At 41.5% G+C, this 26,042-nt stretch carries 20 protein-coding genes and 1 tRNA gene; 5 read left to right on the top strand and 16 right to left on the bottom strand.

The features are described 5' to 3' along the window. Nucleotides 1-422 precede the first annotated feature (422 nt). The 3 genes from ODU37_RS03060 (at nucleotide 423) to dusB (ending at nucleotide 5,485) form a co-directional block, all read left to right on the top strand. On the top strand, nucleotides 423-3,542 hold the full coding sequence (locus ODU37_RS03060) for a DUF6359 domain-containing protein (RefSeq protein ID WP_249562339.1): 3,120 nt from the start codon (nucleotides 423-425) through the stop codon (nucleotides 3,540-3,542). A gap of 79 nt (nucleotides 3,543-3,621) precedes the next feature. Further along, complete coding sequence (gene hslO, locus ODU37_RS03055; RefSeq protein WP_024407276.1) at nucleotides 3,622-4,488, top strand: Hsp33 family molecular chaperone HslO; 867 nt, start codon at nucleotides 3,622-3,624, stop codon at nucleotides 4,486-4,488. Further along, a complete protein-coding gene (dusB, locus tag ODU37_RS03050) occupies nucleotides 4,481-5,485 on the top strand; it encodes a tRNA dihydrouridine synthase DusB (protein WP_024384488.1) in 1,005 nt (334 codons plus the stop codon). The genes hslO and dusB overlap by 8 nt, the downstream gene beginning before the upstream one ends. A gap of 99 nt (nucleotides 5,486-5,584) precedes the next feature. Here dusB and ODU37_RS03045 read toward each other — a convergent pair whose 3' ends face one another. Genes ODU37_RS03045 through ODU37_RS03030 form a run of 4 tightly spaced genes read right to left on the bottom strand, consistent with a single transcriptional unit; the run spans nucleotide 5,585 to nucleotide 9,546 of the window. Then, the gene (locus ODU37_RS03045) at nucleotides 5,585-6,079 is read right to left on the bottom strand and encodes an adenylyltransferase/cytidyltransferase family protein (protein WP_044758430.1); all 495 of its coding nucleotides are present in this window, start codon (nucleotides 6,077-6,079) and stop codon (nucleotides 5,585-5,587) included. A gap of 48 nt (nucleotides 6,080-6,127) precedes the next feature. Then, nucleotides 6,128-6,625, bottom strand: a complete 498-nt coding sequence (locus ODU37_RS03040; protein WP_249562338.1) for a GNAT family N-acetyltransferase — start codon at nucleotides 6,623-6,625, stop codon at nucleotides 6,128-6,130. Nucleotides 6,626-6,633: 8 nt separating this feature from the next. After that, nucleotides 6,634-9,084: an ATP-dependent Clp protease ATP-binding subunit gene (locus ODU37_RS03035; RefSeq protein WP_249562337.1), complete on the bottom strand. Its 2,451-nt coding sequence runs from the start codon at nucleotides 9,082-9,084 to the stop codon at nucleotides 6,634-6,636. A 3-nt stretch (nucleotides 9,085-9,087) separates the two neighbouring features. Beyond that, nucleotides 9,088-9,546 (bottom strand): CtsR family transcriptional regulator, encoded by a 459-nt coding sequence (locus ODU37_RS03030; protein WP_024400229.1) that lies wholly within the window; start codon nucleotides 9,544-9,546, stop codon nucleotides 9,088-9,090. A 270-nt stretch (nucleotides 9,547-9,816) separates the two neighbouring features. On the opposite strand from ODU37_RS03030, the gene traF reads away from it, so the two are divergent. After that, the gene (traF, locus tag ODU37_RS03025; protein WP_249562336.1) at nucleotides 9,817-10,155 is read left to right on the top strand and encodes a conjugal transfer protein TraF; all 339 of its coding nucleotides are present in this window, start codon (nucleotides 9,817-9,819) and stop codon (nucleotides 10,153-10,155) included. A gap of 246 nt (nucleotides 10,156-10,401) precedes the next feature. Here traF and ODU37_RS03020 read toward each other — a convergent pair whose 3' ends face one another. The 7 genes from ODU37_RS03020 to rpsB form a co-directional block, all read right to left on the bottom strand. Next, on the bottom strand, nucleotides 10,402-11,022 hold the full coding sequence (locus tag ODU37_RS03020; RefSeq protein WP_249562335.1) for a Spy0128 family protein: 621 nt from the start codon (nucleotides 11,020-11,022) through the stop codon (nucleotides 10,402-10,404). Between the two features lie 36 nt (nucleotides 11,023-11,058). Further along, complete coding sequence (gene srtB / locus ODU37_RS03015; protein ID WP_249562334.1) at nucleotides 11,059-11,766, bottom strand: class B sortase; 708 nt, start codon at nucleotides 11,764-11,766, stop codon at nucleotides 11,059-11,061. 16 nt (nucleotides 11,767-11,782) lie between these two features. Continuing rightward, nucleotides 11,783-12,814, bottom strand: a complete 1,032-nt coding sequence (locus ODU37_RS03010) for a QVPTGV class sortase B protein-sorting domain-containing protein (RefSeq protein ID WP_249562333.1) — start codon at nucleotides 12,812-12,814, stop codon at nucleotides 11,783-11,785. Between the two features lie 20 nt (nucleotides 12,815-12,834). Next, nucleotides 12,835-13,377, bottom strand: coding sequence for a signal peptidase I (gene lepB, locus ODU37_RS03005; protein ID WP_079268952.1), 543 nt, complete (start codon nucleotides 13,375-13,377; stop codon nucleotides 12,835-12,837). Between the two features lie 6 nt (nucleotides 13,378-13,383). Further along, entirely contained in the window at nucleotides 13,384-14,910 is a 1,527-nt protein-coding gene (locus ODU37_RS03000; RefSeq protein ID WP_249562332.1) for a pilus ancillary protein 1, read from the bottom strand. 109 nt (nucleotides 14,911-15,019) lie between these two features. Then, the gene (gene tsf, locus ODU37_RS02995) at nucleotides 15,020-16,060 is read right to left on the bottom strand and encodes a translation elongation factor Ts (protein WP_002937816.1); all 1,041 of its coding nucleotides are present in this window, start codon (nucleotides 16,058-16,060) and stop codon (nucleotides 15,020-15,022) included. A gap of 267 nt (nucleotides 16,061-16,327) precedes the next feature. Further along, complete coding sequence (gene rpsB, locus ODU37_RS02990) at nucleotides 16,328-17,104, bottom strand: 30S ribosomal protein S2 (protein WP_012775356.1); 777 nt, start codon at nucleotides 17,102-17,104, stop codon at nucleotides 16,328-16,330. A 300-nt stretch (nucleotides 17,105-17,404) separates the two neighbouring features. Here rpsB and ODU37_RS02985 point away from each other — a divergent pair. After that, a tRNA-Cys gene (locus tag ODU37_RS02985) sits at nucleotides 17,405-17,475 on the top strand. A gap of 42 nt (nucleotides 17,476-17,517) precedes the next feature. On the opposite strand, the gene ODU37_RS02980 is transcribed toward ODU37_RS02985, so the two are convergent. From ODU37_RS02980 to pbp2a, 5 genes are all read right to left on the bottom strand, one after another. Beyond that, a complete protein-coding gene (locus tag ODU37_RS02980) occupies nucleotides 17,518-22,596 on the bottom strand; it encodes a S8 family serine peptidase (protein ID WP_249562331.1) in 5,079 nt (1,692 codons plus the stop codon). 142 nt (nucleotides 22,597-22,738) lie between these two features. Then, nucleotides 22,739-23,278 (bottom strand): transcription termination/antitermination protein NusG, encoded by a 540-nt coding sequence (gene nusG, locus ODU37_RS02975; RefSeq protein WP_029179070.1) that lies wholly within the window; start codon nucleotides 23,276-23,278, stop codon nucleotides 22,739-22,741. A gap of 109 nt (nucleotides 23,279-23,387) precedes the next feature. Beyond that, on the bottom strand, nucleotides 23,388-23,564 hold the full coding sequence (gene secE / locus ODU37_RS02970; protein ID WP_002940255.1) for a preprotein translocase subunit SecE: 177 nt from the start codon (nucleotides 23,562-23,564) through the stop codon (nucleotides 23,388-23,390). 9 nt (nucleotides 23,565-23,573) lie between these two features. Continuing rightward, complete coding sequence (gene rpmG / locus ODU37_RS02965) at nucleotides 23,574-23,726, bottom strand: 50S ribosomal protein L33 (protein ID WP_002940258.1); 153 nt, start codon at nucleotides 23,724-23,726, stop codon at nucleotides 23,574-23,576. 33 nt (nucleotides 23,727-23,759) lie between these two features. Further along, nucleotides 23,760-25,973 (bottom strand): penicillin-binding protein PBP2A, encoded by a 2,214-nt coding sequence (gene pbp2a, locus ODU37_RS02960; protein WP_029179069.1) that lies wholly within the window; start codon nucleotides 25,971-25,973, stop codon nucleotides 23,760-23,762. Between the last annotated feature and the right edge of the window lie 69 nt (nucleotides 25,974-26,042).

Genomic DNA, 26,042 nt, shown 5'->3' with positions numbered 1-26,042 from the left:
ACTTCTGTAAAGTATGGCAAAGCGAGTTCAAACAAACCAGTGGATTGTTTGGAGCGGGAAATCCAGAAACGGAGTTCTTCTTGCGTCGAAGTAAAAAAAGTCAACTAAAGGACTATATATCTGCTTTGCCCCTTTGTTCCTTCACGAAAACTCCCAACTAATGTTAAACAAAATGAATATGGCACCAAGATAATCATTTATATCTCGGTGCTTTTTTATGAACCAATTCCCATCACTTAATCGTTTTGTTCGTCTTTTGTTTCGTTTTCCAATTTATTTTTACTATTTCATTTGAATTTTTAAAAATATCCGTATTATATCTAAAAAAAGTATTCCAAACGACTCATTTTCTGTTAAACTATATGTATATAACAACTGCAGACGTTTTTATGACGTCCATATATAACAAAAAGGAGTTTTATATGAAGATTAGAAACCGTTCTCTCTTCTATACCGTAGGTTCTGTAGCGGTAACAGCCGGACTCTTGTTTAGTCTTGCTACTTCGCCCATACCATCTGTGCACGCTACTGAAGTGGCGATAGAGAATTATCCGTCACTTGCAATAACCAAGTCGGAAGTCACGATACAAGGCTATCTTATTGCACCACTTAATAGTAGCGGAACTGCTTTTGACGCTACTAACAAAACAAATCTAGCCCTTGGTGCAAGCATGGATACTGCGGCCGCCGACACTATCCCTATTCAACTAAAAGAACCTCTTCGTAGCCAATTCAACCTCGTTGATCATCCCGAACTAGTCGGAAAATTGGTTCGCATCACAGGAACTAGCGATACATACATGAAGCGAGCTGGGATCAAACCAGCTACAGCGATTGAAATCGTAGATTCATCTTCTACTAATGTTCAGCCACCAACAAGTGAAAATACAGCTACCAAACCAAGTGACCTTGTTTCTACACCGATTGCTACTGTTCGTTCTGGTGCACAAGGAACAGAGTACACAGTCTCTGGTAAAATTATTAGCCTAGTAAACGGTTGGGGAGGAAATGGCTTTTACCTCCAAGGTTCTGACGGCGCTGGTATCTATATCTACCCTGGGGCTGCCTTGGGCTATCAGCCTGGTGATACCGTTCAATTAACAGGAACATTGGGTGAGTATAAAGGCGAACTCCAACTAACTACAGTTAGCAACCACAAGGCTATCTCTGAGAATTTCAACACTCCTATTACAGAAACAAACATTGCTCAGTTAACGACGCAAGCACAGGCAACACTAGTTTCTCTAAAAAACTTGACTGTCGGAGATATTCAAAGTGATAGCTATCAAAATTCTACCTTTACCGTAACTGACTCTGAAGGACAAACTCTGGATGTGCGTTTAGACAGTCGAACAGGCATCAAAACGGCGGATCTTTTGAACCGTATCAACAAGGGAGATAAGATTAATCTAACCGCTATTTTATCCACCTATAACGGAAAAATACAATTAAAACCATTTGACCTCTCTCATTTTGAAGTCATTGAAAAGGCAACGACGGAAGCAGGACCAGGAAAGACCGAAGCTGTAACAGTCGGTCGCATTCAAGGTGCAAGTCACCAATCACCTCTGGTGAATCAATCTGTTATGCTTAAAAATGTCGTAGTAACCTACGTTACCTCTGCCAATAACTTCTACGTGCAAGATGTCACACCAGATGGAGACGTCAAAACATCTGACGGTATTAACATCTTTACTGACAAATTAAAAACAAATGTCAAAGTAGGAGATCTTGTCACTATCGCAGGACGAGTAGAAGAATACCAGGGCAGAGGGTATGCTGAACGTGACAAAACAGACTTAACCATCACACAAATTCGAGCTACTGAAATAACTGTGGATGGGACTGCACCTGTACCATCTCCTATAGTCCTTGGTCTTGACCGAACCATCCCAGCAGATATTATCGACAACGACGGTTTGGCTCAATTTGATCCAGAACAAGATGCGCTCGATTTCTGGGAATCCGTTGAAGGCATGGTGGTTGCCGTTGATGATGCAAAAATCCTCGGCCCACTAAAAAATAAGGAAATCTATGTCACTCCTGCCACTAGTCAACTTCCTTTAAACAATGTTGGAGGCGTCAACCTTCGCCCTGAAGGGAATAATACCAATATCATTCCTCTACTTTTGAAAAATGGAAAACAGATCGTCAAATCAGGAGACTATTTCACCGGTCGTATTGCTGGACCAGTTACCTACTCTTACACCAATTATAAGGTCTATGTAGACGATAGCACCCTTCCAACCTTGCACGAAGGAACTACAAAACCAGAAACAACAACCATTATCCCAAATGATGACAAGCTAACCATTGCTTCTTATAATATTGAAAACTTCTCTGCTAATAGTAAGTCAACATCAGACGCTAAAGTCCAACGCATTGCCAAATCCTTTGTTTCAGACCTACATTCTCCAGACATTATCGGATTGATTGAAGTGCAGGACAACAACGGTGCTACAAACGACGGCACAACTGATGCTAGTAAGAGCGCTGAGCGCCTAATTGCAGCCATTCAAGCAGCCGGCGGACCAACCTATACCTATGTGGATATTGCTCCTGAAAACAACAAAGACGGCGGACAAGAGGGAGGCAATATTCGCGTCGGCTTCCTCTACAACTCAAAACGTGTCAGCCTATCTGACAAACCAATCGGTACCGCAACACAGGCAGTTGCTTGGGAAAACGGCGAACTCAATCTCAGCCTGGGCCGAATCGACCCAACCAACCCTGCTTGGGCAGCTGTCCGCAAAACACTTGCAGCTGAATTCGTCTTCAAAGGCGAGAAAGTCGTTGTCCTTGCCAACCATCTCAACTCAAAACGCGGTGACAATGGTCTCTACGGAAAAATCCAACCTGTCAGCTTCAAGTCCGAAGAAAAACGCCACATACTAGCACAAACTATCGCTGACTTTACAAAAGCAGGCTTAGCTCAAAATCCAAATGCTAATATCGTTATGCTAGGCGACTTCAATGACTATGAATTTACTAAAACCATAGAAATTTTAGAAACAGGAGGAATGGCTAACCTCGTTAGTCGTCACGATGCATCCGATCGCTTCTCTTACTTCTATAACGGGAACAATCAGTCTCTTGACAATATGCTAGTATCAACTAACTTGTTGGAGCGCTATGCCTTTGATATGGTCCATGTCAATTCAGCCTTTATGGAAGAACATGGCAGAGCTTCTGACCACGATCCACTATTGGTACAACTGGATGTGGCAAAGGCACAAGAACCAACTCAACCAGAACCAAGCGACAAGCAGACAGATGACTCAGGAACAGTCAATAATAGTGATGACCATGGTACGACCAACAATAACAAACCAACAAATCTTTCAACTTCTAATCAAACATCTGTAAATACTGATGACCGTTCTGGCGCTACAGACAAGGGACAACCAACAGCCATCCCTACTGCCAAAAACAGTCAAAAGAAAATTCTTCCAAAAACAGGAGAAGAAACAAGCTTTGTACTTATCACAATCGGTCTCGTAATCTTGAGTGCCTGCCTTGTTAAAAAACAAAAAGAATCCTAATCATTTTTTGAGCTTGAAAGCATGACTTTCAGGCTCATTTTTTTACTGCTCCACCTCCACTTGTGCTATAATTAAAGTTATGGATAAAATTATTAAAACACTATCAAAAAGCGGGCATTTCCGTGCCTTTGTGCTAGATAGCACAGAAACCGTGAAAACAGCCCAAGAAAAACACGACACTATGGCGTCGTCCACCGTTGCTCTGGGTCGCACCCTCATTGCCAATCAAATTTTGGCTGCCAATGAAAAAGGCGATACAAAAATCACCCTGAAAATCTTGGCCAGCGGTGCTGTTGGGGCTATCATCTCCGTTGCCAATACCAAAGGTCAGGTCAAGGGCTACATTCAAAATCCAGACTTGGATTACAAACGGACCTCAACTGGCGAAGTCATCGTTGGGCCTCTTGTGGGCAACGGGCAATTCCTGGTTATCACAGACTACGGAACAGGTCACCCCTACAATTCCATGACACCCTTGATTTCTGGTGAGATCGGTGAAGACTTTGCCTACTTCCTAACAGACAGCCAGCAGACACCTTCAGCAGTGGGATTGAACGTATTATTAGACGAAGAAGACAAGGTCAAGGTGGCTGGCGGATTCTTGTTGCAAGTTTTACCAGGTGCAACCGAGGCTGAAATTGCCCGTTTCGAGAAACGTATCCAAGAAATGCCTGCCATTTCAAGCTTGCTGGCTTCTGAAAACCATATAGAAGCTCTGCTATCCGCCATTTATGGCGACGACGACTTCAAACGCCTGTCAGAAGAAGAAATCGGTTTTGTCTGCGACTGCTCTAAAGACCGCTTCCTCGATGCTCTGGCCAGCCTGCCAAAAACAGACCTGCAAGAGATGAAAGACGAAGACAAGGGCGTGGACATCACCTGTCAATTCTGCCAGACCCATTACCACTTTGACGAAAACGACTTGGAGGAACTCATCAATGGCTAATCTCAACACCCCTTTCATGATTGGTGATGTGGAAATCCCCAATCGCTGCGTGCTGGCCCCAATGGCTGGCGTGACCAACTCGGCCTTCCGCACCATTGCCAAAGAAATGGGCGCAGGCCTGGTCGTTATGGAAATGATTTCTGAAAAAGGCCTTCTCTACAACAACGAGAAGACCCTCCATATGCTCCATATCGACGACAACGAATACCCTATGTCTATCCAGCTTTTCGGTGGTGACGCAGAAGGACTAAAACGGGCTGCCGACTTCATCCAAACCAACACAAAGGCTAATATCGTAGATATTAACATGGGCTGCCCTGTCAACAAGGTCGTTAAAAACGAAGCTGGTGCCAAGTGGCTCAAGGACCCCGACAAGATTTACCACATCATCAAGGAAGTGACTTCAGTCCTCGATATTCCCTTGACTGTTAAAATGCGGACGGGTTGGAACAATACCGACCTAGCGGTCGAAAATGCCCTGGCAGCAGAAAGTGCCGGTGTGTCTGCCCTGGCCATGCACGGACGGACTCGCGAGCAGATGTACACAGGAACCGTTGACCTGGAAACCCTCACCAAGGTAGCTGGCAGCCTGACCAAGATTCCTTTCATCGCAAACGGCGACATCCGCACTGTAGAAGATGCCCGCCAGCGAATCGAGGAAGTCGGAGCTGATGCCGTCATGGTCGGACGAACTGCTATGGGAAATCCTTACATCTTCAACCAAATCAACCACTATCTTGAAACAGGAGAAGTCCTGCCCGACCTCTCCTTCGATGACAAACTCAATGTCGCCTTCGACCACCTGACCCGATTGACCAATCTCAAAGGCGAATCCATTGCCGTACGTGAATTCCGTGGTCTTGCCCCTCACTACCTCCGTGGTTCAGCAGGTGCTGCCAAAATCCGTGGTGCCGTTGCCCGAGCAGAGACTATCGAGCAGGTCCAAGAACTCTTTGACCAAGCTAGAGAGGCCTATCAAGAACGGATCACTAAGTAAGAAAATCTGAGAAGTTTGATACTTGCCAATCATTAAACATATACAAAAACGCATAAAGCCAGGGTTATAACCTGATTTTATGCGTTTTTTCTATACTGATTACATATCTTCCCCATCTTCAAAAAAGGCAACAAAGGCAGGAGCAATATAGTCTCGATACTTCTCTGGATTCTCGCGAATGAGGGTCGCTGAAATACCAAATTTTCTAGGACTGAAATAAGCTTGATAGCCTCGATTTTGCAGTTCCTGAGCGTATTCTTCCTCAGACACATAGAAGACTGGTACTTGATGTTCAGACAAATCCAATAAACCAAGCAGGCGTTCTAACCAAAGGTCCCAACCATCTGGATAGGGAGGCAAGTCCGCTTCATCCAAGGCACAAACTCTGACCAAATCATCACCCTCAAACTGCCCTTGAGCAAATTGAAATCGTTTGGTCAAATCTAAACCAATCAAATCCCCACGGTCCTTGGCATATCCTGACACCACAATACAAACCTGACCACAGGCCAACTTTGCTCGCTCGATCAAATCCAAATGTCCCTTGTGCATGGGAGCAAAGGTTCCGAAAACAACAGCTATGGTTTGATTCATAAATTTCCTTTCTACTTGCTAAAGAGGCGAGCAAGCTCACCTCTTCAACTATGCCATCCTTTTTTCAAAACGGAAGAACAATTCTGCATCTGGAAAGTCAGGCACATGTTCCATTGGATGGGCAGGATTGAAAAATTCTACAATCTGAAAGCCACATTTATTGACATAGAAATGAATATTACGTACCTCAAAATGCGAAGTGTGTGTTTCCCACACTTCCGTATCTGGATAAGCTTGCTCAATAGCCTGCCAGATGTTTAAACCCAGACCTTTGCCCTTATGATTGCCATCAACAAACAAGAGGTCCAAGGAGTTGCGCTTAGTTTCTAAATCAATCTGCACAACGACACCGCCAACCAATTCATTCTCCCAGTAGACCTGAAAGGCTTGAGCCTTAGGGGCAAGCAAGCTTTCCAAGATTTCCTCACGGCTAATCACCTCTTCCCCCTCTGGTATTTCCTCTGCCAAGGCTTCTAAAAACGCAGCTTGATTGCGACGAATAAATCCTTCACGCTCTTCTTCCAGAAGCGGTTTTAGTTCTACCATTTTTCCTCCTATTTGACCACATCAAACTTGAGCTCTTCACCCTTAACCCCAACTTTCAAGGTCGAGCCAGTTGGTAACTCCCCACGGAGCAACATCTCTGCCAAAGGATCTTCCAACTTGGTCTGCAAGAGTCTACGAAGTGGGCGAGCCCCCATTTCCGGGTCATACCCTTGTTTAGCCAATAACTTAAGGGCAGACGGCTGAAGTTTGAGAGTAATGTCTTTCTCAGCTGCAACCGCAAGCAATGGTTTGACCATGACTTTGACAACATCTTGCATATGAGTTTCCGTTAGGCTATGGAAGACAACTTTTTCATCAATACGGTTGATAAATTCAGGACGGTAGGCCTTTTTCAATTCCTCAAAAATGCGCTTCTCCACTTCCTTGTGGTCCTTAGACAAATCAAGGGCACCAAAACCAACTGTCTTATCATCGCGCAGGGCAGTCGCTCCAAGGTTTGAGGTCATGATAATGATGGTATTGGAGAAATCCACCTTGCGCCCTTTACTGTCTGTCAAGACACCATCATCCAAGACTTGCAAGAGAACATTGAAAATATCTGGATGGGCTTTCTCAACCTCGTCAAAGAGAAGGACCGAGTAGGGTTTGTTGCGAACTTTCTCCGTCAATTCACCACCTTCTTCATAACCAACATAGCCTGGAGGGGCACCATTTAGACGGCTGGCTGCGAATTTCTCCATGTATTCAGACATGTCAAAGCGAATCAAGGCTGACTCATCATCAAAGAGAACCTCTGCCAGCGCCTTAGCCAACTCTGTCTTACCGACACCAGTCGGTCCCAAGAACATGAATGAACCAATCGGTCTGCGACCTGTACGAATCCCTGACTGATTACGGCGAATAGCTCTGCTAACTGCAGAAATAGCTTCTTCCTGCCCAATCACACGCTTGTGCAATTCTGCTTCCAGATTCAGATACTTCTTAGTATCTGATTGGCTAAGCTTGGCTACTGGGATACCTGACAAGCGGCTAAGTGTTTCTAAAACATCTTCTTCTGTTACTTCAAGGTCATAGTTTTGACTAGCCTCGGCATCTTCTTTCGTTTTAATCAAAAGCTTGCTGACAGTCTTATATTTTTTATCCATCAAGGCCTTGTCTATGCTCGTCAGTCCTGTTTCCTCAGCCTGCCCTTTCACTCGATTTTGTACCGTTGCACTGGCTTCATCCAGCAAGTCAATGGCTGAATCCGGTAGGTTTTTACTGGTCAAATACCGCTTAGCGTAGGTCACAGCAGTCTCTACAGCTGCTTGTCCAATACGGACCCTGTGGTATTTTTCAAAAGTACCTTTTAAACCAGTCAAAATGGCAATGCTATCTTCCACTGTCGGCTCTTCAATGGTCACTTTGGCAAAACGACGAACCAGGGCTGCGTCTTTCTCAATATGCTTTTGGTACTCTGTCTGAGTCGTCGCTCCGACCGTACGGAGGGTACCACGAGCAAGAGCTGGTTTGAGGATATTGGCTGCATCCAAGGTCGAATCAATCCCTGAGCCAGAACCCATAATGGTATGCAACTCATCGATGAAAAGGATGACCTGACCATCTTCCTCGATGTCGTTGATGATATTATTCATCCGCTCTTCGAAATCACCACGGAAACGAGTTCCAGCGATAACGTTCATCAAGTCAAGTTCCAAAACCCGCATCTTAGCCAAGCTGACAGGGACATCACCTGCAGCAACACGTTGAGCAAGACCCAAAGCAAGCGCAGTTTTTCCGACGCCAGCATCACCAACTAGAACTGGGTTGTTCTTGGTTTTACGTGATAGAATTTGGATCATCCGTGCAATCTCAGCGTCTCGACCGATGACAGGTTCAATCTTCCCTTCACGCGCCAAAGCTGTCAAATCACGAGTGTAGTCTTCTAATCCACCACTTTGAGGTGCTGGGGGCATTCCCATCATCTGTCCCATATTGGTAGGTTTGGCTTTGCCACCCTTCATCACACTGCGGATAGCTTTAAGGTCCTCTTTGGTAAATCCCGCACGTGCCTCCAAGTTTTTACGCAAATCCAAGAAACGAAACTTATCATCTGAGTCTTCAAAACAAAAACCTACCTTGTCCAAAATCTGACTAGCTGTTGACCGCTTGTCCAACAACATAGCCATAAACAAATGTTCCGTTCCCAGCTCCTTAGCCTTGACGACTTCTGCAATTTTCTTGGCAAAACTAGCCGTTTCATCCAAACGTTTAGAAGATGGTAAAATACGAAAACTATCCAACTCTTCACGATAGACCTTGTCGGTCACGACAAAAGTTGCATGTTCATAGTCAGAAATTGAAATAGGATATTCTGCCAAAACAGCGCCAGCGACTGTATCATGGTTGATAACGAAAGACAAGAGAACATGCCAGGTTTCCAAGTAATCACAGGCATAACGTTGAGCCACTAACTGGGCATCTTCAAAAACCCGCTGTAAACCAGTTGAAATTTTCATGAATTATTCCTCTTTCCTATCTAAACGTCGTAGTATTTGATGCATCATGCGTGCTCGAATGGCACTTGCATCTTTTCCTAATATTTCATCAGATCCTGTGGACAAAAAGAGATTGCCTTCTCGTTCTGTCATCAATCCTTCATCAAAAAGGAGCTGTAAAATATCCGCATAAACCGTCGCAGACAACTGCTCACCCATATTGTTTAACAAATCATGGACCAGTTCGTGCTTATCCGAAAAGGTGATCCGCCCAATTCGGATATAACCACCACCACCACGCTTACTCTCAACAATATAGCCACGGCTGGCTGTAAAACGGGTTTTAATGACGTAGTTAATCTGACTTGGCACCACTTCAAACCGACTGGCCAATTCACTTCGACGCAACTCAGCTACACTGACTTGGTCCAAGATGGCTTTGATATGCTCTTCTATATAATCCGATGTATTCTTCATCGCCATAGTATCGCCTCTTTCTTTGACTATCTTTGACCATTATACCTTAAAATGACGAATTTTGAAAGCAAAAGCCTAGCAACTAGCGTAGCAGAATTTTGAAATCTGCTCTGCTTTATCCTATAATAAAAGAAAAAAACAGAAAGGACTAGGGCTTCCGTATTTAGTTGAACTGAATACGGGCTACGGACTAGGCCAAAAAGATAAACGAGAACTAGTAGTCGTTCTGTTTCCTATTTTTTATGTGTCCGCTTAAGGCCCTTTATATCTTATACCATGAACTTTCAAGATTACATTCAAGACTTTACAAGTGTGACTGTGAAGCAGGCACAGAACCTTCTAGCCGCCAAAGAGGGGGCTGTTCTCTTCATCGGACGAGCAACCTGTCCTTACTGCAACCGCTTTGCACCAAAACTCCACAAGGTCGCTCAAGACAAGCAAGTGACCATCCACTTCCTCGACTCCAGCCAAATCAGTCCAGAACTCCAGACCCTTCGCGACCACTACCAAGTTCCTACCGTCCCAGGCCTCCTCGTCGCTAAACCTACTGGAGTCCAAGTCCGCTGCGACTCCAGCATGACGGAAGATGAGATTGTGGTCGTTATTGAGAACTAATACATAACAGACAAAAGCACCGACCACAAGACCGGTGCTTTTTAAGGAGATTATGAAAAATATTTAGGATTGATATCAGTATAACCTAACCGAATATATCCGACATCCGCCCTAAGACCGATTTTACAAAAAAAGAAAAAGTCATTAGAAGTACAATTCTAACGACTTTATTTTGGTTTGAAGCATCGACCAAAAAGCCAAAACTTTTACCATCTTTATTACAACTTGATTATATCACAATATAACTTAAAGTGCTCTCTTATATACTATTAAACCAATAGATAAAGCAATAAGCATTACACCCAATAAGAAAATCTCTTTAGTAGTTTTTTCTCCTGTTTGAGGCAAAACTCTTATGTTGTTAGCAACTTTTTTGTTGTCAGCAACTTTATTTTCTTCAGAGGTATAAATAGTTTTAAAGAGAAGTTCAGTTTTTTTATCTTGATTCATTTCTGAAGCAACTATTGATGTACGTAATTGAGCTGTCACTTCATCCACTGAAACAAGAACAGTAACTCGATATTTTGTCTGGTCAAAAATATAACCTTCTAAACCATTATCTTCCTGAGAAAGTATATATGTGTACTTACCAGGTGTTGTATAGGTTAAATTTGAAAAACGTCCCTCTTCTTCTCCGTCAACTGTTACTTTTGTCCCTTCTTTAGGTAGGGGAAAGCTAGGATCTTCTGGAGTCAAAATAAAAGTAAACTTTCCATTAGGGAGGTTTTTTCCATTCTGAGTCACTAACTGGTTTTTGAAAACAATTTCAGTAACAACGGATTGTTCAGCAGAAACTGCATTGACCACATGACTTGTTCCTAAAACCATCCCACAAAAAACAAGTAACAGAGTGAATATTTTCTTCATATATAGCTCCATTATTCTATACTAATATCAAATGCTTTAAATTATCCCTAAAACCAATATTCTACCATCTGTTTCTGTATCTTCACAAGTCGACAACGCAACTAATCTATTTTGTTTCGTCATCTTTAAATCTCGATATTGAACTGATTTCGTCTTTATATGAGCTAGTAAATTCTCAAACCTCTGTTCATCAATTCCAGTCGGATTAAACATCATTTCATCAAAAGCATCTGTCTTCACACATGCAAAAAATGATATTGTCTTAGAAGAACCATCTGGGAGAAAAAGTGTCGCAGTTTTATGATCTTTAAAATAATCTGCGTTACAAAACTTTGGCAATTCCCCAAACATGACATCTCCTGTCATATGGTGGGCATAGATAATGGAATAAACATCATTAAAGCTAGATTGATTACGATGATCAAGGAAAACACTGCCAGAGAGAGAATATTCTCCCTCTACTGACTTATTAATATAGTCTAAGTTTGTTTTTCCTTGAACAAGAGGATAATCAATATTTGTTCCCTTTACTTCTAACCATCCTATTACTTCAGAATTTAAGTGTAGAAGCTTTTCAAAATCAATTTCATTCTCTTTATAACTTTGGTAATTAGCTGCGCTTGCATTATGATATAGAAAATAATTACTATACAAACCCAACAAAGCGAGTCCCAAAATTAGAAAACAGAACAGTAACAAACATCTATCAATTATCCAGTTTAACCACTTAATTAAGGCATACATATAACATTAGCATTGATTAAGCTTTTTTATTTTTAACAAAGTATAGAACTCCACCGATACCAACTAGTGTCATAACAGCATATGGAGCAATTGTCATCGCAACACCTGTCGGTGTATCAATGTTTTTATTATTTGTTACAACGATTGCATCTGAAGTATCATCTGAAATTTGTTCAGTAAAGTTATAGTCTTCTGGTGTAGCAACACCTGCCATACCATCCTTGTCTATAGTAGCGGTTTGCTGATATCCTTCTACAACATCTTCTCCCACTTTATAGGTAATACCAATTGGTAATTTATCAATACTCAACGACTCACCATCTTTCAATGTAAATTTGTTTTCTCCTATTGAAAGTTCTTTAGGTGTACTTTTACCGGCCTTATCATTGATCTTAGCAGAAATTTTTCCACTCTCTTTATAGAATTGATTAGCTTTCAAAGTAATAGTAAATTCAAAACCTTTATTCTTATCACCAGCATTACCAGTCACTTTTTTTGTCACAGTTAACGCTGTTGTTTTCAAGGCGTTATCAAACTTAATTGGTTCCTTAGCTTCACTGCCTTCTTGACGTGAAATAATATACTTAGGTTTAATTGTATCGCCTTCACTCAATACATAAACATCAACTACATATTTCTTGTTAGAATAAGTTACACCTGGAGTATTTCCAGAAGTTTCTGTCACTAAATAGCGATACACCCCTGGTCTTGGATATACAACTTTTGAAAAATCAAAATCTGTAGTTTTATCTTTATTTGCCATAGTATCAGTATTAGAGTATGAAATAATTTTCTGTGTTTCCATACCCTCTACAATACCTGAATATACCGTTAAGCCATCTTTTGTTTCAGTTGAATCAGCTACATTCTGTGAAGTGATAGAAAAAGTAAAATCTGTAGCTGGTGACAAAACACCCTCTGTCAACGCAAATGACTTAGTCACCCGTAATGACGAACCATTCACTACTGGAGTCTCCTCCGCCTTAACTGTTCCTGTAGTAAGCATCATCAATGCCAAACCTGATACTAAAAAACTATACTTCTTCATTTTATATTCTCCTTCTATTTTTAAATATCTCTCACTCTGATGAGTGTAGTCACAACTCCTTTTATTTTATTTATAGGAATTGCTCCAATAAACCGACTATCCGTTTGTTCTTTTCTAAAATCATACAGAACAAAGTAACTTCCCGCAGGAATTTCATAGGGATAGCTAACACCACTTGAATGGGCTGAAGTTTGATAGGGAAGCTCTTCTTCGCGAACATGACCATTCACCATCAATTCTCCCTTATCTGTAATATCAACAATATCACCTGACTGTGCGACTACACGTCCTACACGTTCGTAATCTTCTTCTTGATAAACAACAACATCATTAATTTTTATATTGTCATAAATTCTTGAATATATCGCCAAATCACCAACTTTTAAATTTGGAAACATGTGAATATTTTTTACAAAAATCACGCCTACGACAAAGTTTAGAAAAATGTATCCTATCCCTGCTATTACAGCACACTTAGTAATAAATTTTTTCAATCCTTGTCTACCTTCTCGCGACTGATTTTTATCATCTTTTTGAATAGGATTATTCCTTCTTTTACCCATACGTTTTTATTTTCTTTTAAAGCTGACAAATACGGTCGATACAATAGCTACCACAGCCAGACTAAACATCATTTGATATATATTGGTATTATCAGAAATTCCTGTCGGTACAACAATTTCTTTATTATTTTCGAACATCACAGCAACATCTGTGGAAACAGCGTTCCTTGTAATCTCTTTTGTTCCAACAAGTTGTTCTGAATCAACACTGATTGTTGTTTTGTAATCATCATATGCAGATTCTTTTATAGTATATGTGTAATTTGTTGGAATGTTTAAAATCTCAGCGGTATCATTATCTTTCAATGGGAAGGAGATTCTACCATTTTTCAATGTTAGTTCAGCATTTTCTTCACTTCCTGTAATTTTGACTTGATATTCTCCTGCTAATGGTTGACCGGCTGCATCTTTCAACTCTACTTCAAAATAGAAGTCTTTTGACTTATCCGAAGCTGTCCCTGTAACCTTTTTAGAAATTTGCAACTTGTGCGTCGTAGGTACAACAACTCCTTTTTTGTCTTCCATTCGAATCACATCAACCAATCCATCTGGATGATACTGCGTACCAATGAGTGACTGATAGCCGTTATTACTTGGAACAAAAAAATCTAAATCTGGCAACCCATCTGCACTCTCATTATTTTTGGCATACTCAATCAAGTCTTTTGTTACTTTCAATGTAGCATCATTCATATCACCAAAGCCATGAGTATCTTCGCTCTTCCATTTGTCTACATCTGCACTGTCTGTAAAATGGTAGATTGCTAATTGAGTCGCTGCACGGAATTGTGTTGCTGTCAGATCTTGAGGAAGATTATCGTTTGTCCCTTTGTAGCCTTTGTGAATAACTTTTTTTATCCATGTCAAAAATACATTAGGATCAGTAGTTCGTGGAGAAACTGCATATTTTAATAAATCATTCCCTTTAATATGCGTAAACTTAACTTCACTAAGTGTTGCTACATCAGGTTCGATAGTATCCCCATTATCGTAAGAATCCGGAGGTGAATGCAAATCTGCATTAAAACAGTAAACAACCTGAGGAGTTCCATCTGCGTTTTTGGCATAATAAAATTTTGCATAATTTTTTGTATCTAAATTTTCTTCAAAATAATAGTCATTGTACGCAATAGCCGAAAAAGGAGTCCCATTCTCTTTATAAGGATTATCAACAAATTGACCATTTTTCTGAACTTGAACCTTGCCGTTCTGAACTTTAAAGGTTATAGGTTCTGCTATTCCATAACCTTGAGGCGGACTCACCTCAGTCAGTACATAAGTACCGTCCGGCAAACTTACTTGTTCTCCGACTCCGTTACTCATGAAAGTTTTTTCTTGGAAACCGCTGCCTTCTGTTTGAGTTAATTTTAAAGTTGCCCCCTCTAACAGTTTAGAGTAGTCGCCTTCCGCATACTTTCGGATAATAACCTGAGTTCCTACTTCTTCTGCTATCACCTTATTTTGCTTCCAACCAAATACAGAACAAAACAAAATGAACACAAAGAGTAGACTAAATTTATGAATATTTTTCATATATCCTCCGTGTTTTTTTATAACGCCAATACTTCCTTCCTCTAGCACTATTTATTTGGAGCTATAGGAAGGAAGCACTAGTTTAAAATCTTATTCAAACAATTGGAGGTTATTTACCAAGAGCTGCTGCCATTGTCGCTGCAACTTCTGCTTCAAAGTCGTTTGAAGCTTTCTCGATACCTTCACCCACTTCGAAACGAGCAAATTCTACAACTGAAGCGTTCACTGAGTTCAAGTAAGCTTCAACTGTTTTGCTGTCATCCATGATGTACACTTGTGCAAGAAGTGTGTAAGCTTGGTCAACTTGAGTGTTGTCAAGCAAGAAGCGATCCATTTTACCTGGGATGATTTTGTCCCAGATTTTTTCTGGTTTGCCTTCGGCTGCCAATTCTGCTTTGATAGCTTCTTCAGCTGCTGCAATCACTTCGTCAGTCAATTGAGCTTTTGAACCGTATTTCAACAATGGCAATGCTGGTTTGTCAACCATTGCACGGCTTTCGTTGTCTTGTTCGATTTTGTGGTTGATTTGTGCCAACTCATCTTTAACGAATTGCTCATCCAATTCAGTGTAAGAAAGAACAGTTGGTTTCATCGCAGCGATGTGCATTGAAATTTGTTTTGCAAGAGTTTCGTCGCCACCTTCAACAACTGAGATAACACCGATACGGCCGCCGTTGTGTTGGTAAGCACCAAATGCTTGAGCATCTGTTTTTTCAACCAAAGCAAAGCGACGGAATGAGATTTTCTCACCGATTGTTGCAGTTGCGTTTACGTATGCTTCTTCAAGGGTTTCACCTGAAGGCATAGCCAATTTAAGAGCTGCTTCGTTGTCTGCTGGTTTACCTTCTGCAATTACTTTAGCAGTAGTGTTTACCAATTCAACGAATTGAGCGTTTTTCGCAACAAAGTCAGTTTCAGCGTTCACTTCAACAACTGCTGCTACGTTACCATCAACGTAAACACCTGTCAAACCTTCAGCTGCTACACGGTCAGCTTTCTTAGCTGCCTTAGCCATACCTTTTTCGCGAAGCAATTCAATCGCTTTTTCGATATCACCTTCAGTTTCAACCAATGCTTTTTTCGCGTCCATAACGCCTGCACCTGATTTTTCACGCAATTCTTTAACGAGAGCTGCTGTAATTTCTGCCATGTCTATTCTCCTTGTTTGTATTTATAAAATAGAGGAGCGGGCTCAGCCCTGCCCCTCTAGGATTGTTTTTGTGTTTGATAAATAATGTAGAATGCACTCGGACTAAAAAGCTAGAATTTAGAGAAATCTAACGCTTTTCTTAACGCCTTCGTTACTTATTCAATTGTACTCAGGCTAAAATCTTAGTGAAAAAGATAAACTTCCTTGTATGCAAGCATACTGCGTCAGTTTCCTATTTTCATACAGATTTCTAAACGCCTTCGTTACTTATTTTCCTTCTACAACTTCAACCAATTCTTCGATTGATTCTGTAGATGCTGGCTCAGCTGCCAATTCAGCTTCAACTGCTGCTACGCTGTCTTCACCTTGGTTGCCTTCGATGATAGCGTCAGCCATTTTAGCTGTGATCAATTTAACAGCGCGGATAGCGTCATCGTTAGCTGGGATGATAACATCGATATCATCTGGATCTGTGTTTGTGTCAACCATCGCTACAACTGGGATACCCAATTTTTTAGCTTCTTTAACAGCGATTTGCTCTTTGTGTGGGTCAACTACGAACATTACGTCTGGAATGCGTGGCATGTCAGCGATACCGCCCAAGAATTTTTCAAGACGAGCACGTTGTTTGTTCAACAATGCTACTTCTTTCTTAGGAAGCACTTCGAAAGTTCCATCTTCTTCCATTCGGTTGATTTCTTTCAAACGAGCGATACGTTTTTGGATTGTACCCCAGTTTGTAAGAGTTCCACCCAACCAACGGTGGTTGATGAAGTATTGACCAGCGCGGATAGCTTCGTCTTTAACAGCTTCAGCAGCTTGTTTTTTAGTACCTACGAACAAGATAACTGCGTCGTTTGCTGCAGCGTCACGGATGAATTCGTAAGCTTGGTCAGCCAATTTTACAGTTTGTTGCAAGTCGATAACGTGGATACCGTTACGCTCTGTGAAGATGTATTTAGCCATCTTAGGATTCCAGCGACGAGTTTGGTGACCGAAGTGTACACCAGCCTCAAGAAGTTGTTTCATTGAAATTACTGCCATGAGTATTTCTCCTTTTTGTTTTTTCTCCTCTCCCGAACTTCGACTTGCAGCCCAACCTTTCGGCAACAAGACCACAATTGGTCCGAGATGAGTATTTGTTGCACAGCAACTTTATCAGTATATCAGAATACCTGCCTATTTTCAAGTAAAACAACCGAGAAATTCATAAAAATCTGCCATCCCAAAATTCAGTAAATTCCCAAAGTAAGTTCTAGTCTACCGTAAAATCTGGAAATTGGGCTGATTCGGAAATTTCCACTTGACCAATTTCACTATTTAAGGTACAATATTCTTTGTTATGGCGGTATAGCCAAGTGGTAAGGCACGGCTCTGCAAAAGCTTGATCGTCGGTTCAAATCCGTCTACCGCCTTTTAATATTCTAAAAAACCTAGGAATCTCCCTAGGTTTTTTGCTATTCTTTTCGCTTCAGATTTCCGAGGGCCATAGCTCCACCAAATAGACCTAACAAGGCACTTATAAAGACACTTCCAAGGCTATCCCCAGTTTGAGGCAGTTTCCCACTAGTATCCGCCACTAATGCACCTGTCTCTCCTCTTCCGCTTCTTTCAAAGAATGCTCTGTGAGGTACGGACACTTCTATTCTCTCGTCAGAAATTCCTAATGCCTCCTCATGTTTTGTAAGTCTCCCCAAATGCTCCACACCATCTTCTCTTGTATCGCCAGTTAACAGCGCGATTTCAGTGGATTCTGTTTGCGGAGCAAGTGAATCCTCTTCTTTTGGCATTGGTACCTGCACTTCTGATTTCGGAATAGGAATGCTAGGGGTTTGATCCTTGTCTGATTGCTCCACATGAAGGTCTTTTTCAGGAACCTGCTCAGATACCTCCTTGTCATTTAACCGTACCTTATATTTCTTCACAACAGCATTTCCAAAACTGTCACTCAAATCAAGTTTGACTGTATCCCCGTCTTTCAGACTATGTAACTCATAGCGAAAGGCTTTTTCATTATTTCCATACTGCCTCCAGAAGCCTCCTCGAGCTACAAAATCTTCGTTGATCTTCAAGGACCAATAAATTCCATTATCCTTGGCACTTCCGGTGAGTGTCAAGTGCCCATCGGCATCTGCTAGGAGAACTCCTGCATACTGATTTTCCTCGTCTTCATCTTCATCACTATCCACTACCTGTCTTTCCAATGGTAGCACCTCATTTTCCAGCTGTAAAACAGGATTTTCTGTATCAACCAACATCTGATATTTCTTCGTGTAAGTCAACTCACCCGCCTCATTGTACACACTTATATCCACAACATTTCCCTCTTCAATCAGGGTAACTGGATAGGTCAACTTACCATCCTCAAAATAGCGTTTTTCGCCACCATTGATGCGCACAGAATGAGCTTGATCCGTTTCTGCTTCTATTTCAAATGTAAATAAATAAGTCCCATCTTCTTGCTTTTTGAAGTCGACTAACCCGCTATCTAGCTCACGACCAAGACTTTCTTTATTGAAACGAATCGGGTCAATCAACCAGTTATTGACAGTAATCGGAACTTCTGTTTCCTCCTCATCATCCAGACTCTCTGGACTTGTATTGATACGAAGGTCCTTTAATTTATTGCCCTTCTCATCTACCGCAGTTAACATGATGGCTCTAGGAAAATCAGATTTAAAGAAGTCTTGCTCAAAACTGCCGTCTTCTTTTACATCTATGATTTTCAGCTCTCCCTTACCAATGTCTAGATTGGAATAGTAAAGTTTGATGTCCTTAGGAAGACTAACATTATCACTCACTTTCCCCTTCAATGTAAAACGCCCATTTTTACCAATCTGGATAACCTCTTCATCCTCTTCATCTTTTTCAATATCAAGATTAATCGTCGGCTTTTCATTATCTACCAAATAATTCAAGGTTTTAGTGTAAATGAGGTTGCCATCCTTATCTTTCAAGATTAATTCAAAACTATGACGTCCATCTGATTGCTCTGGAATCTGGAGAGATAGTTGACCATTCTCAAGAGAGTAATTCACAGCCTGAGCATCCAAGTTAGCCTGTACATCGGAAACTTGCGCTGAGACGTTCGCTTTAATTTCTACAGTTTTCTTACTGCGAATTGCCATCAAATCTTCCAAATTTTTAAACTGGATTACAGGCGCCATCAAATCTTTTTCAACAGCAACCACATTACCCGCTATATCCATCACCTCAACACGGAGATGATTTTTAGCATCGAGTGGCAGTTCCACTTCTTTGAGATGGTAATGTAGTTGACCTGCATCATCTACAACCTTTTCAACAAGAAGATCTTCTCCATTTAGATTAGCTCGAACCTCCCAAACTTTATTATTATCCTTGGCTGTGACGACCAGTTCTCTATGGCTGGTCAGACGATTGGTATCGATCGCGACAATTTCTGGCTTTTGATTATCAATTTTGACTGGCAGATAGGTATACTGATAGGCCCCATTTTCTTTATTTTTTACCCGCAATCTAAAGAAATATTGTCCTTCCGGTGCTGGTATGTTTTCATCCTTGCTTGCATCGTACACTTTCCCATCCCAACGGTGCAATTCTATCGGAGTACGAAGCTTGGAATACTCCGAAAGACTTTCAAAATAATCTACATAGCGAACACGAGACAGCATAGTTCCTGTATCAATCCGCCTTAAAACAGGAGCGTCTTCTGTAGCTTCTTTTACAATATCCAAATCATAGTTGGTAATATCCCTCAATAGCGCAAATCGAACAAAGGCATTCCCAATCTGACTATCCGAATGCTGGTTTTGAATTGCGATATTGTCTGGATTGAGAGGCGATTGATTATCTTGAATCTTTTCACGCCCAAGTTCAATATAGCGCCCAGACTTATTGTGTTTATAGCTAGATAAAACTGAGGTCAGTTTCAATTTAGAACCAGTTTCCCAAGCCGGTGCATCAACAATCCTTTCTTTTGACCAGTCACCCACAAAGCCAAAATAAGGAATGCTGATGTCAGACTGCCCCTCCGTCAATGATTTGAAGTAAATATACCCTTCTGCAAACTGGTCTTTCGCTTCTCCTGCATCCAATTTCAGGCGAATGGTTCTCTTCTCTTTCGGACCTAGTTGAATGGATTGCTCAGAAAGATGAATACTCGAACCCTTGATTTCTGCCGCATGAATCTCTTTAACTACTTTTCCAGAACGTCCTATTCTATCAACAGGAACATCTTGACTAGTCAATACTTTCCCAGCTGAAATAGCAAAGCTTCTTTGTTGGTTTCCCAGATTTTCCAAGGTTACCTCAAATTCTGTCTCACGCCCTATTTCTTTTAATTCCACCCCTCCTTTTAGACGTTGGTGAAGAATCACATCTGTTTCAAAGGCTCTATCGATCTGCAGCAGACCAGCACCTTGTTGTCTCGGAGAATTTTCCAAAGCATGCCCAGATGAATCTAGAACATCAATCAAAGGGGTAGCAGTATTCATCAAAATGATTCTCAGCAAATCCATCCTAGTCATGCCTTCTGGTGGTGTCATTTGGCGAATCCGTGGCAATAAAAGTGCACTGGCACCCGCCACAATTGGCGAAGCCATCGAAGTCCCTGACATGGAGCCATAACGATTGTCATTCAAGGTTGCATAAACATCCTCCCCTGGTGCCACAATCTCTGGCTTCAATTCTAAGTTGACCGTAGGACCCCAACTAGAAAAACCTGATACAGTCGGCACTTCAATTAACTTCTTCATTCCAATTGTAGGTTTAAGAACCAAACCAGTGTTACCTTGCGATTGGTTGGCAACTTCTAATAATCGCCTTCCATCTTCCCCACTAAGACTGATGCCCCAGATAGAGGAATAGGAAAGCAAAGTCTTATCGTCTACCAATAACTGATGGGTCTTATAATAATCCTTATTCCATCCCTGATCAGTATTTATCACAATAATTCCAGCAACATCCTTGAATTTCAAATTACGAACGGCATCTTTCAAGTCAAACTTATCTTTTTTGATAATCGCTACTTTACCAGCCAAATCAAGCCCCTGCACTTCTTCCCAGCGACCATTTCCAGCATCTACAAATTCATATTTTCCCTCTGTAAGCGTTGTATAGCCAATAGGATAGTAGCCAAAAGACTGTCCATTCAGCATAAATTCACGTTGAACAAGATGGGTATTTCTTGCCGAACCAACCCCGATAACTGCGGGAGTCGCTGCCACACCAACTGTTGTTGCCGTATCCACAGCTCCTAAGGCATTATTTGTATGCAAGTCAAAGGAGGTGTCTGAAGAGGAGGCACCAGCATTACCAATAGCCGCTGTAATGATAATCCCCTTTTCTGCTGCCCTCTTAGCAATCGTGTAGTAAGCATTCCCTGGCAGCCCGCTATCATAATAACCAACGCTCAAACTAATGACATCTGCCCCGTGTTTGATAGCATCTTCAATAGCAGCATAAGCAGCATCCTCCGTCTCAGCTTTATAATTTTTAGGGTCATTTGAAAAAATCTTGTAGACTAGCAGTTGTGCGTTGGGAGCAATACCATCAATCCCCTGTTTAGACGCAACTTCTTCGTCTGTTGCATTTCCAGCCAGAGTTCCTGCTATGTGCATACCATGTGGTTCGTGGGTATCATCGTAGAGATTATCGTTACCGGATACGTAATTATAGCCATGAGGAACTTTCAGTGTGTATGTCCCTGTCGTAGATGGAGTAATTTCCTTGATTTTAGGGACGACACCTTCATCCAACCTCATGTCTTTGTGCTTAATATCCAAACCAGAGTCAATGACTGCAATCACCATTCCGCGACCATCTGTCTGATATTTAGAACTTGCTTTTAAGGCACCAACCAGCTGTTTAGCAGTATGAAGAGTCGGTCGGATACGGCGACTCTCTTCTAAAGAGGTTAATTCGGTAATTGCCTTCACATCAGACAAACTTTCTTTCCCTACCTCTACAGATGCTCCCGTTAAAACCTCCTTATACTCATGAACAATTTTAACGCCATCAATTTTCTTTAATTTATCCAATACAAGATTTCGGTTCTCGTCGGAAAATTGTAAAATATAGCGCCCTCTTGTCACCTCTTCTGGCTCAACCGGTGATTCCTGCGGGCTTGTTTGAGGAGCACTAGCTTCTTTTCCGCTGATGTCTTCTTTTTCCTTTGACTCATCTGTTGTCTTACCAGCTGTAGTTTTTATCTCGGTCGCAGCTTGATCTGTGAGAAGACCTGATTCTTCACCTGCCTCTGTGTCTACAACTTCTTCGACCACTCCCTCTTCAGCAACTGGTTCATCCACCTGATCCGTTTTAACTGGCTCATCTGATAATGGTCCATCTTCTTTTTTCTCTGCCACAGAATCTTGCTTGCTGTCCATATCCGTTGCGACCGCAACCGTAGACTCCAATCCTTCTCCACTAGTATCTGCTTGAACCATCGGAATACCTGTGATAAAAAATCCTATTGATACCGATGCCACACCGACACTTAACTTCTTGATACTAAAGCGTTGTTTATTCTCAATTTGAGACCACTTCTGTTTCATAAAACCTCCATTTTTAAGATTGATTAATTTATAAGTTAGGTACACCTAATTCTATAAAATTTTTAAATCTTTGGCAAGGTTTTTTTGAATTTGCCCTCAAAAACAAGAAAAAGCACAGGTCTCCCTGCGCTTTAACAACTTATTACAACTCAGCAATCTGGCTCAAATTAACTTCAGCAATGGTATCATTACCAAACATAGAGATAACCATCTTAACCTTGTTGTTGTCGATTTCTGTAATTTTACCTGTGTAGTCTGTGAAGGCACCGTCAATGATACGAACAGTGTCACCAACTTTGACATCAATATCAAATTCTTGAACGGTTTGTCCCATAGATACCAAGATTTGACGGATTTCTTCTTCCAAGAGTGGTGTTGGTTTTGAGCGGTTACCGTGGGAACCTACGAAACCTGTAACGTTTGGCGTGTTACGCACTACAAACCAAGCTTCATCCGTCATAACCATTTCAACCAAAACATAACCAGGGAAACGATTTTCTTCTACTTCCTTGACCTCACCATTTTTCTCAACTTGAACGGTCTGAGTAGGAATTTCTACACGAAGGATGTTTTCCAACATGTTATAAGTGTGGGCACGTTGGACCAAGTTTTCCTTCACTTTATTTTCATATCCTGAGTAGGTCTGTAAAACAAACCAGCCTTTATCAAAACTATCGTACATTGTTACTTCCTTTCTTTGGAAACACGGAATTTTTAGACGCTAAAAAAAGCCCGAAGGCTTTCGCTTTTCCTTATTATATCACTTCCATTTTACAAATGGCAAGTATTTTCTAGAAAAGATTGATCAAGCTCATGATTCCTCGTGACAAAATCAAGTCAAAGAGGTAAACCACCGCTACGAAAAAGGCAGTATATTCCACTACAGACACGAAATCCGTCCAGCTCTGCTTACGAGTTGGCCAAGACGTATCTTTTAAAATGCGGATAATGTCTTTGATAAATTTCATGCGTGACTCCTATCTGGTTTCCTTGTGAACAGTGTATTGTCCACAGTGTTTACAAAATTTATTTACTTCTAACCGTGTTGGCTTGGGATTGCTCGAAAGGCTGATTGAATAGTTTCGAGAACCACAAACAGTACAGGCTAGGCTTGCTTTTTTTAGTGCCATAAAGCCCTCCATCCTCTTCATTCTACCATGTTTTTATGGATTTGACAACTCTCCAAACCAAGACGTGATGTTATCCCACAAGGTTTTTGCTCTTTCTGGTAACTGGGCATCGATTAGATTTTGTTTGGTTTGCTCAATCAAGTTTTTCGCCTGATCTGAAATTTCTTGTACCTGTTCTTGACCAAGGCTTGATTCAGTTTGCGCAGCTTCATCTGGAGCTACTTCTACAATACCATTTTGAACATAGGCATTCTCCACATCGAAGGAAGTCCCTGCTGTATTTGGCAAAATCGCATCAGCTACTGTGCGGAAGACTGTTGGAGCCATCCAGTAGCCACTGCTATCAATGTAATGATTCTCATCCGTCTGTTCAAAACCAACCCATTGACTGATAACCAAATCAGGTGTATAAGCAATATACCACTGGTCATTAACAAGATTTACATCAAAACTTGTTTCGGTTGTTCCCGTTTTTCCTGCAAGATAGTAATTCGTCGCATCTGCAGATACACCTAAACCATTCGTATAGGTCCCAAGCATCATAGAGGTCATTTTATCTGCAACCGAGCGGTCAATTACTTTTGTACTTGTCTCGCGATGCTGAGCCAATACCTTTCCACTCGCTGTTTCAATACGTGTAATTAGATGAGCATCCTTCATTACACCATCATTCGCAAAAGCACTATAGGCCTGAGCCATTTGCAAGGGGTTCGTTTCCACACCTGATCCGATTGACGCACCAAGTACCTTTTCAACATTTTCCATATCAAGACCAAACTTTTGACCAAATTCAAAAGCTTTGTCAATCCCAAAGGTATTTACAATATATGCAACTGGCAGATTGTAAGATAAAGCTAAAGCTTGGTACATTGGAATGGTATCCGAAGTTGAATAGTCATAGTTGTGTAAGGTATAATCCCCATAGGTTTCTGTATGGTTATCCAATGGTGTATCAATTGCCCAACCCGCTGCTACCGCTGGCGCATAGGCAACAAGAGGCTTAATAGTTGAACCGGGACTACGCTTAGCTTGAGTCGCAAAGTTGAATGTTCGAAACACAGCGTCTTCCGAACTATTCACGCGCCCAACCAAGGCTCGAACCCCGCCAGTTGTAGGATCCAAAGCTACACTTGCAGCTTGAGCATGGGTACCATCAAAACTTGATGTTGGGAACATAGTCTCATCATTAAAAATCACCTGCATGCTGGCTTGAGAATTTTGATCCATCTCTGTGTAAATCCTATAGCCGTTATTAATAATGTCTGATTCTTTCAGTCCGTATCGCTCAATCGCCTCAGCAATCACAGCATCAAAATAGGATGGATAGGAATAATTGCTTTGTTTCCCTGTATAGGTATCTGAAAGCTGACTGGCTAGGTCTACTTGGAAACCTGCATCTGCAGTCGCCTGATCAATATAACCAGCATTGACCATATTTTGCAGGACTGTATCCCGACGATTAACTGCATTTTCTAGAGAATAATAAGGATTATAAATCTCAGGTCCCTTGAGCATCCCTGCTATGACGGCCGCTTGCTCAAGAGTAAGATCACTGGCTGGAATACCGAAGTATTTTTGGCTTGCATCTTCCACTCCCCAGACCCCGTTTCCAAAGTAGGCATTGTTGAGATACATGGTCAGGATTTCTTGCTTGCTGTACTTTTTATTGATTTCAAGGGCCAAAAAGAATTCTCGAGCCTTTCGACTGATGGTCTGATCCTGAGTTAGAAAGGCGTTTTTAGCCAACTGTTGCGTAATAGTTGAACCACCTCCAGACCGACCTAACGTCAAGGCAGCCAAAATTGTACGCTGGTAATTAATGCCCGAATTTTTGTAGAAGCTCCGATCTTCTGTAGCGATAACGGCATTCTCTAAATTATCAGAGACAGCATCCAGCTCTACATAGGTCCCCTTCTGACCAGACAATGTCCCTGCTTCTGCACCATCTTTATCGTAAATAATCGTTGTAGCTTTTAGCGCCTGCTGTAAATCACCAACATTAGCTGTCTTTGCAAGGAAAAATAGATAGCCACCTACTGTAAGAACTGTCAGGACCATTAAAATGATTAAAATTTTAGTCAGTTGATAACGGCGCCAAAATTTACGAATCGGCTCCGGAATACGTGATTTTTTCTTTGGTTTATCAACAGAGCCACGATTTCCCCTGCGGCGACGGCTAGGTCGGTCTTCATGATCAATTTGGAAATCTTCTGGAACTTCAATCGGCTGATGTTGCAAATCGTCCATACTTTACCTCTTTCTAGTGAATTTTGTACCATTATACACCATTTCCTAAAAACTAGCAGAAAAAAGCCT

The sequence above is a fragment of the Streptococcus sp. 2021WUSS109 genome, from assembly GCF_044427305.1.
Classification (GTDB): domain Bacteria; phylum Bacillota; class Bacilli; order Lactobacillales; family Streptococcaceae; genus Streptococcus; species Streptococcus suis.
Note: the sequence above shows the minus strand (reverse complement) of the source record. Positions and strands in the feature narration are given on the sequence as shown.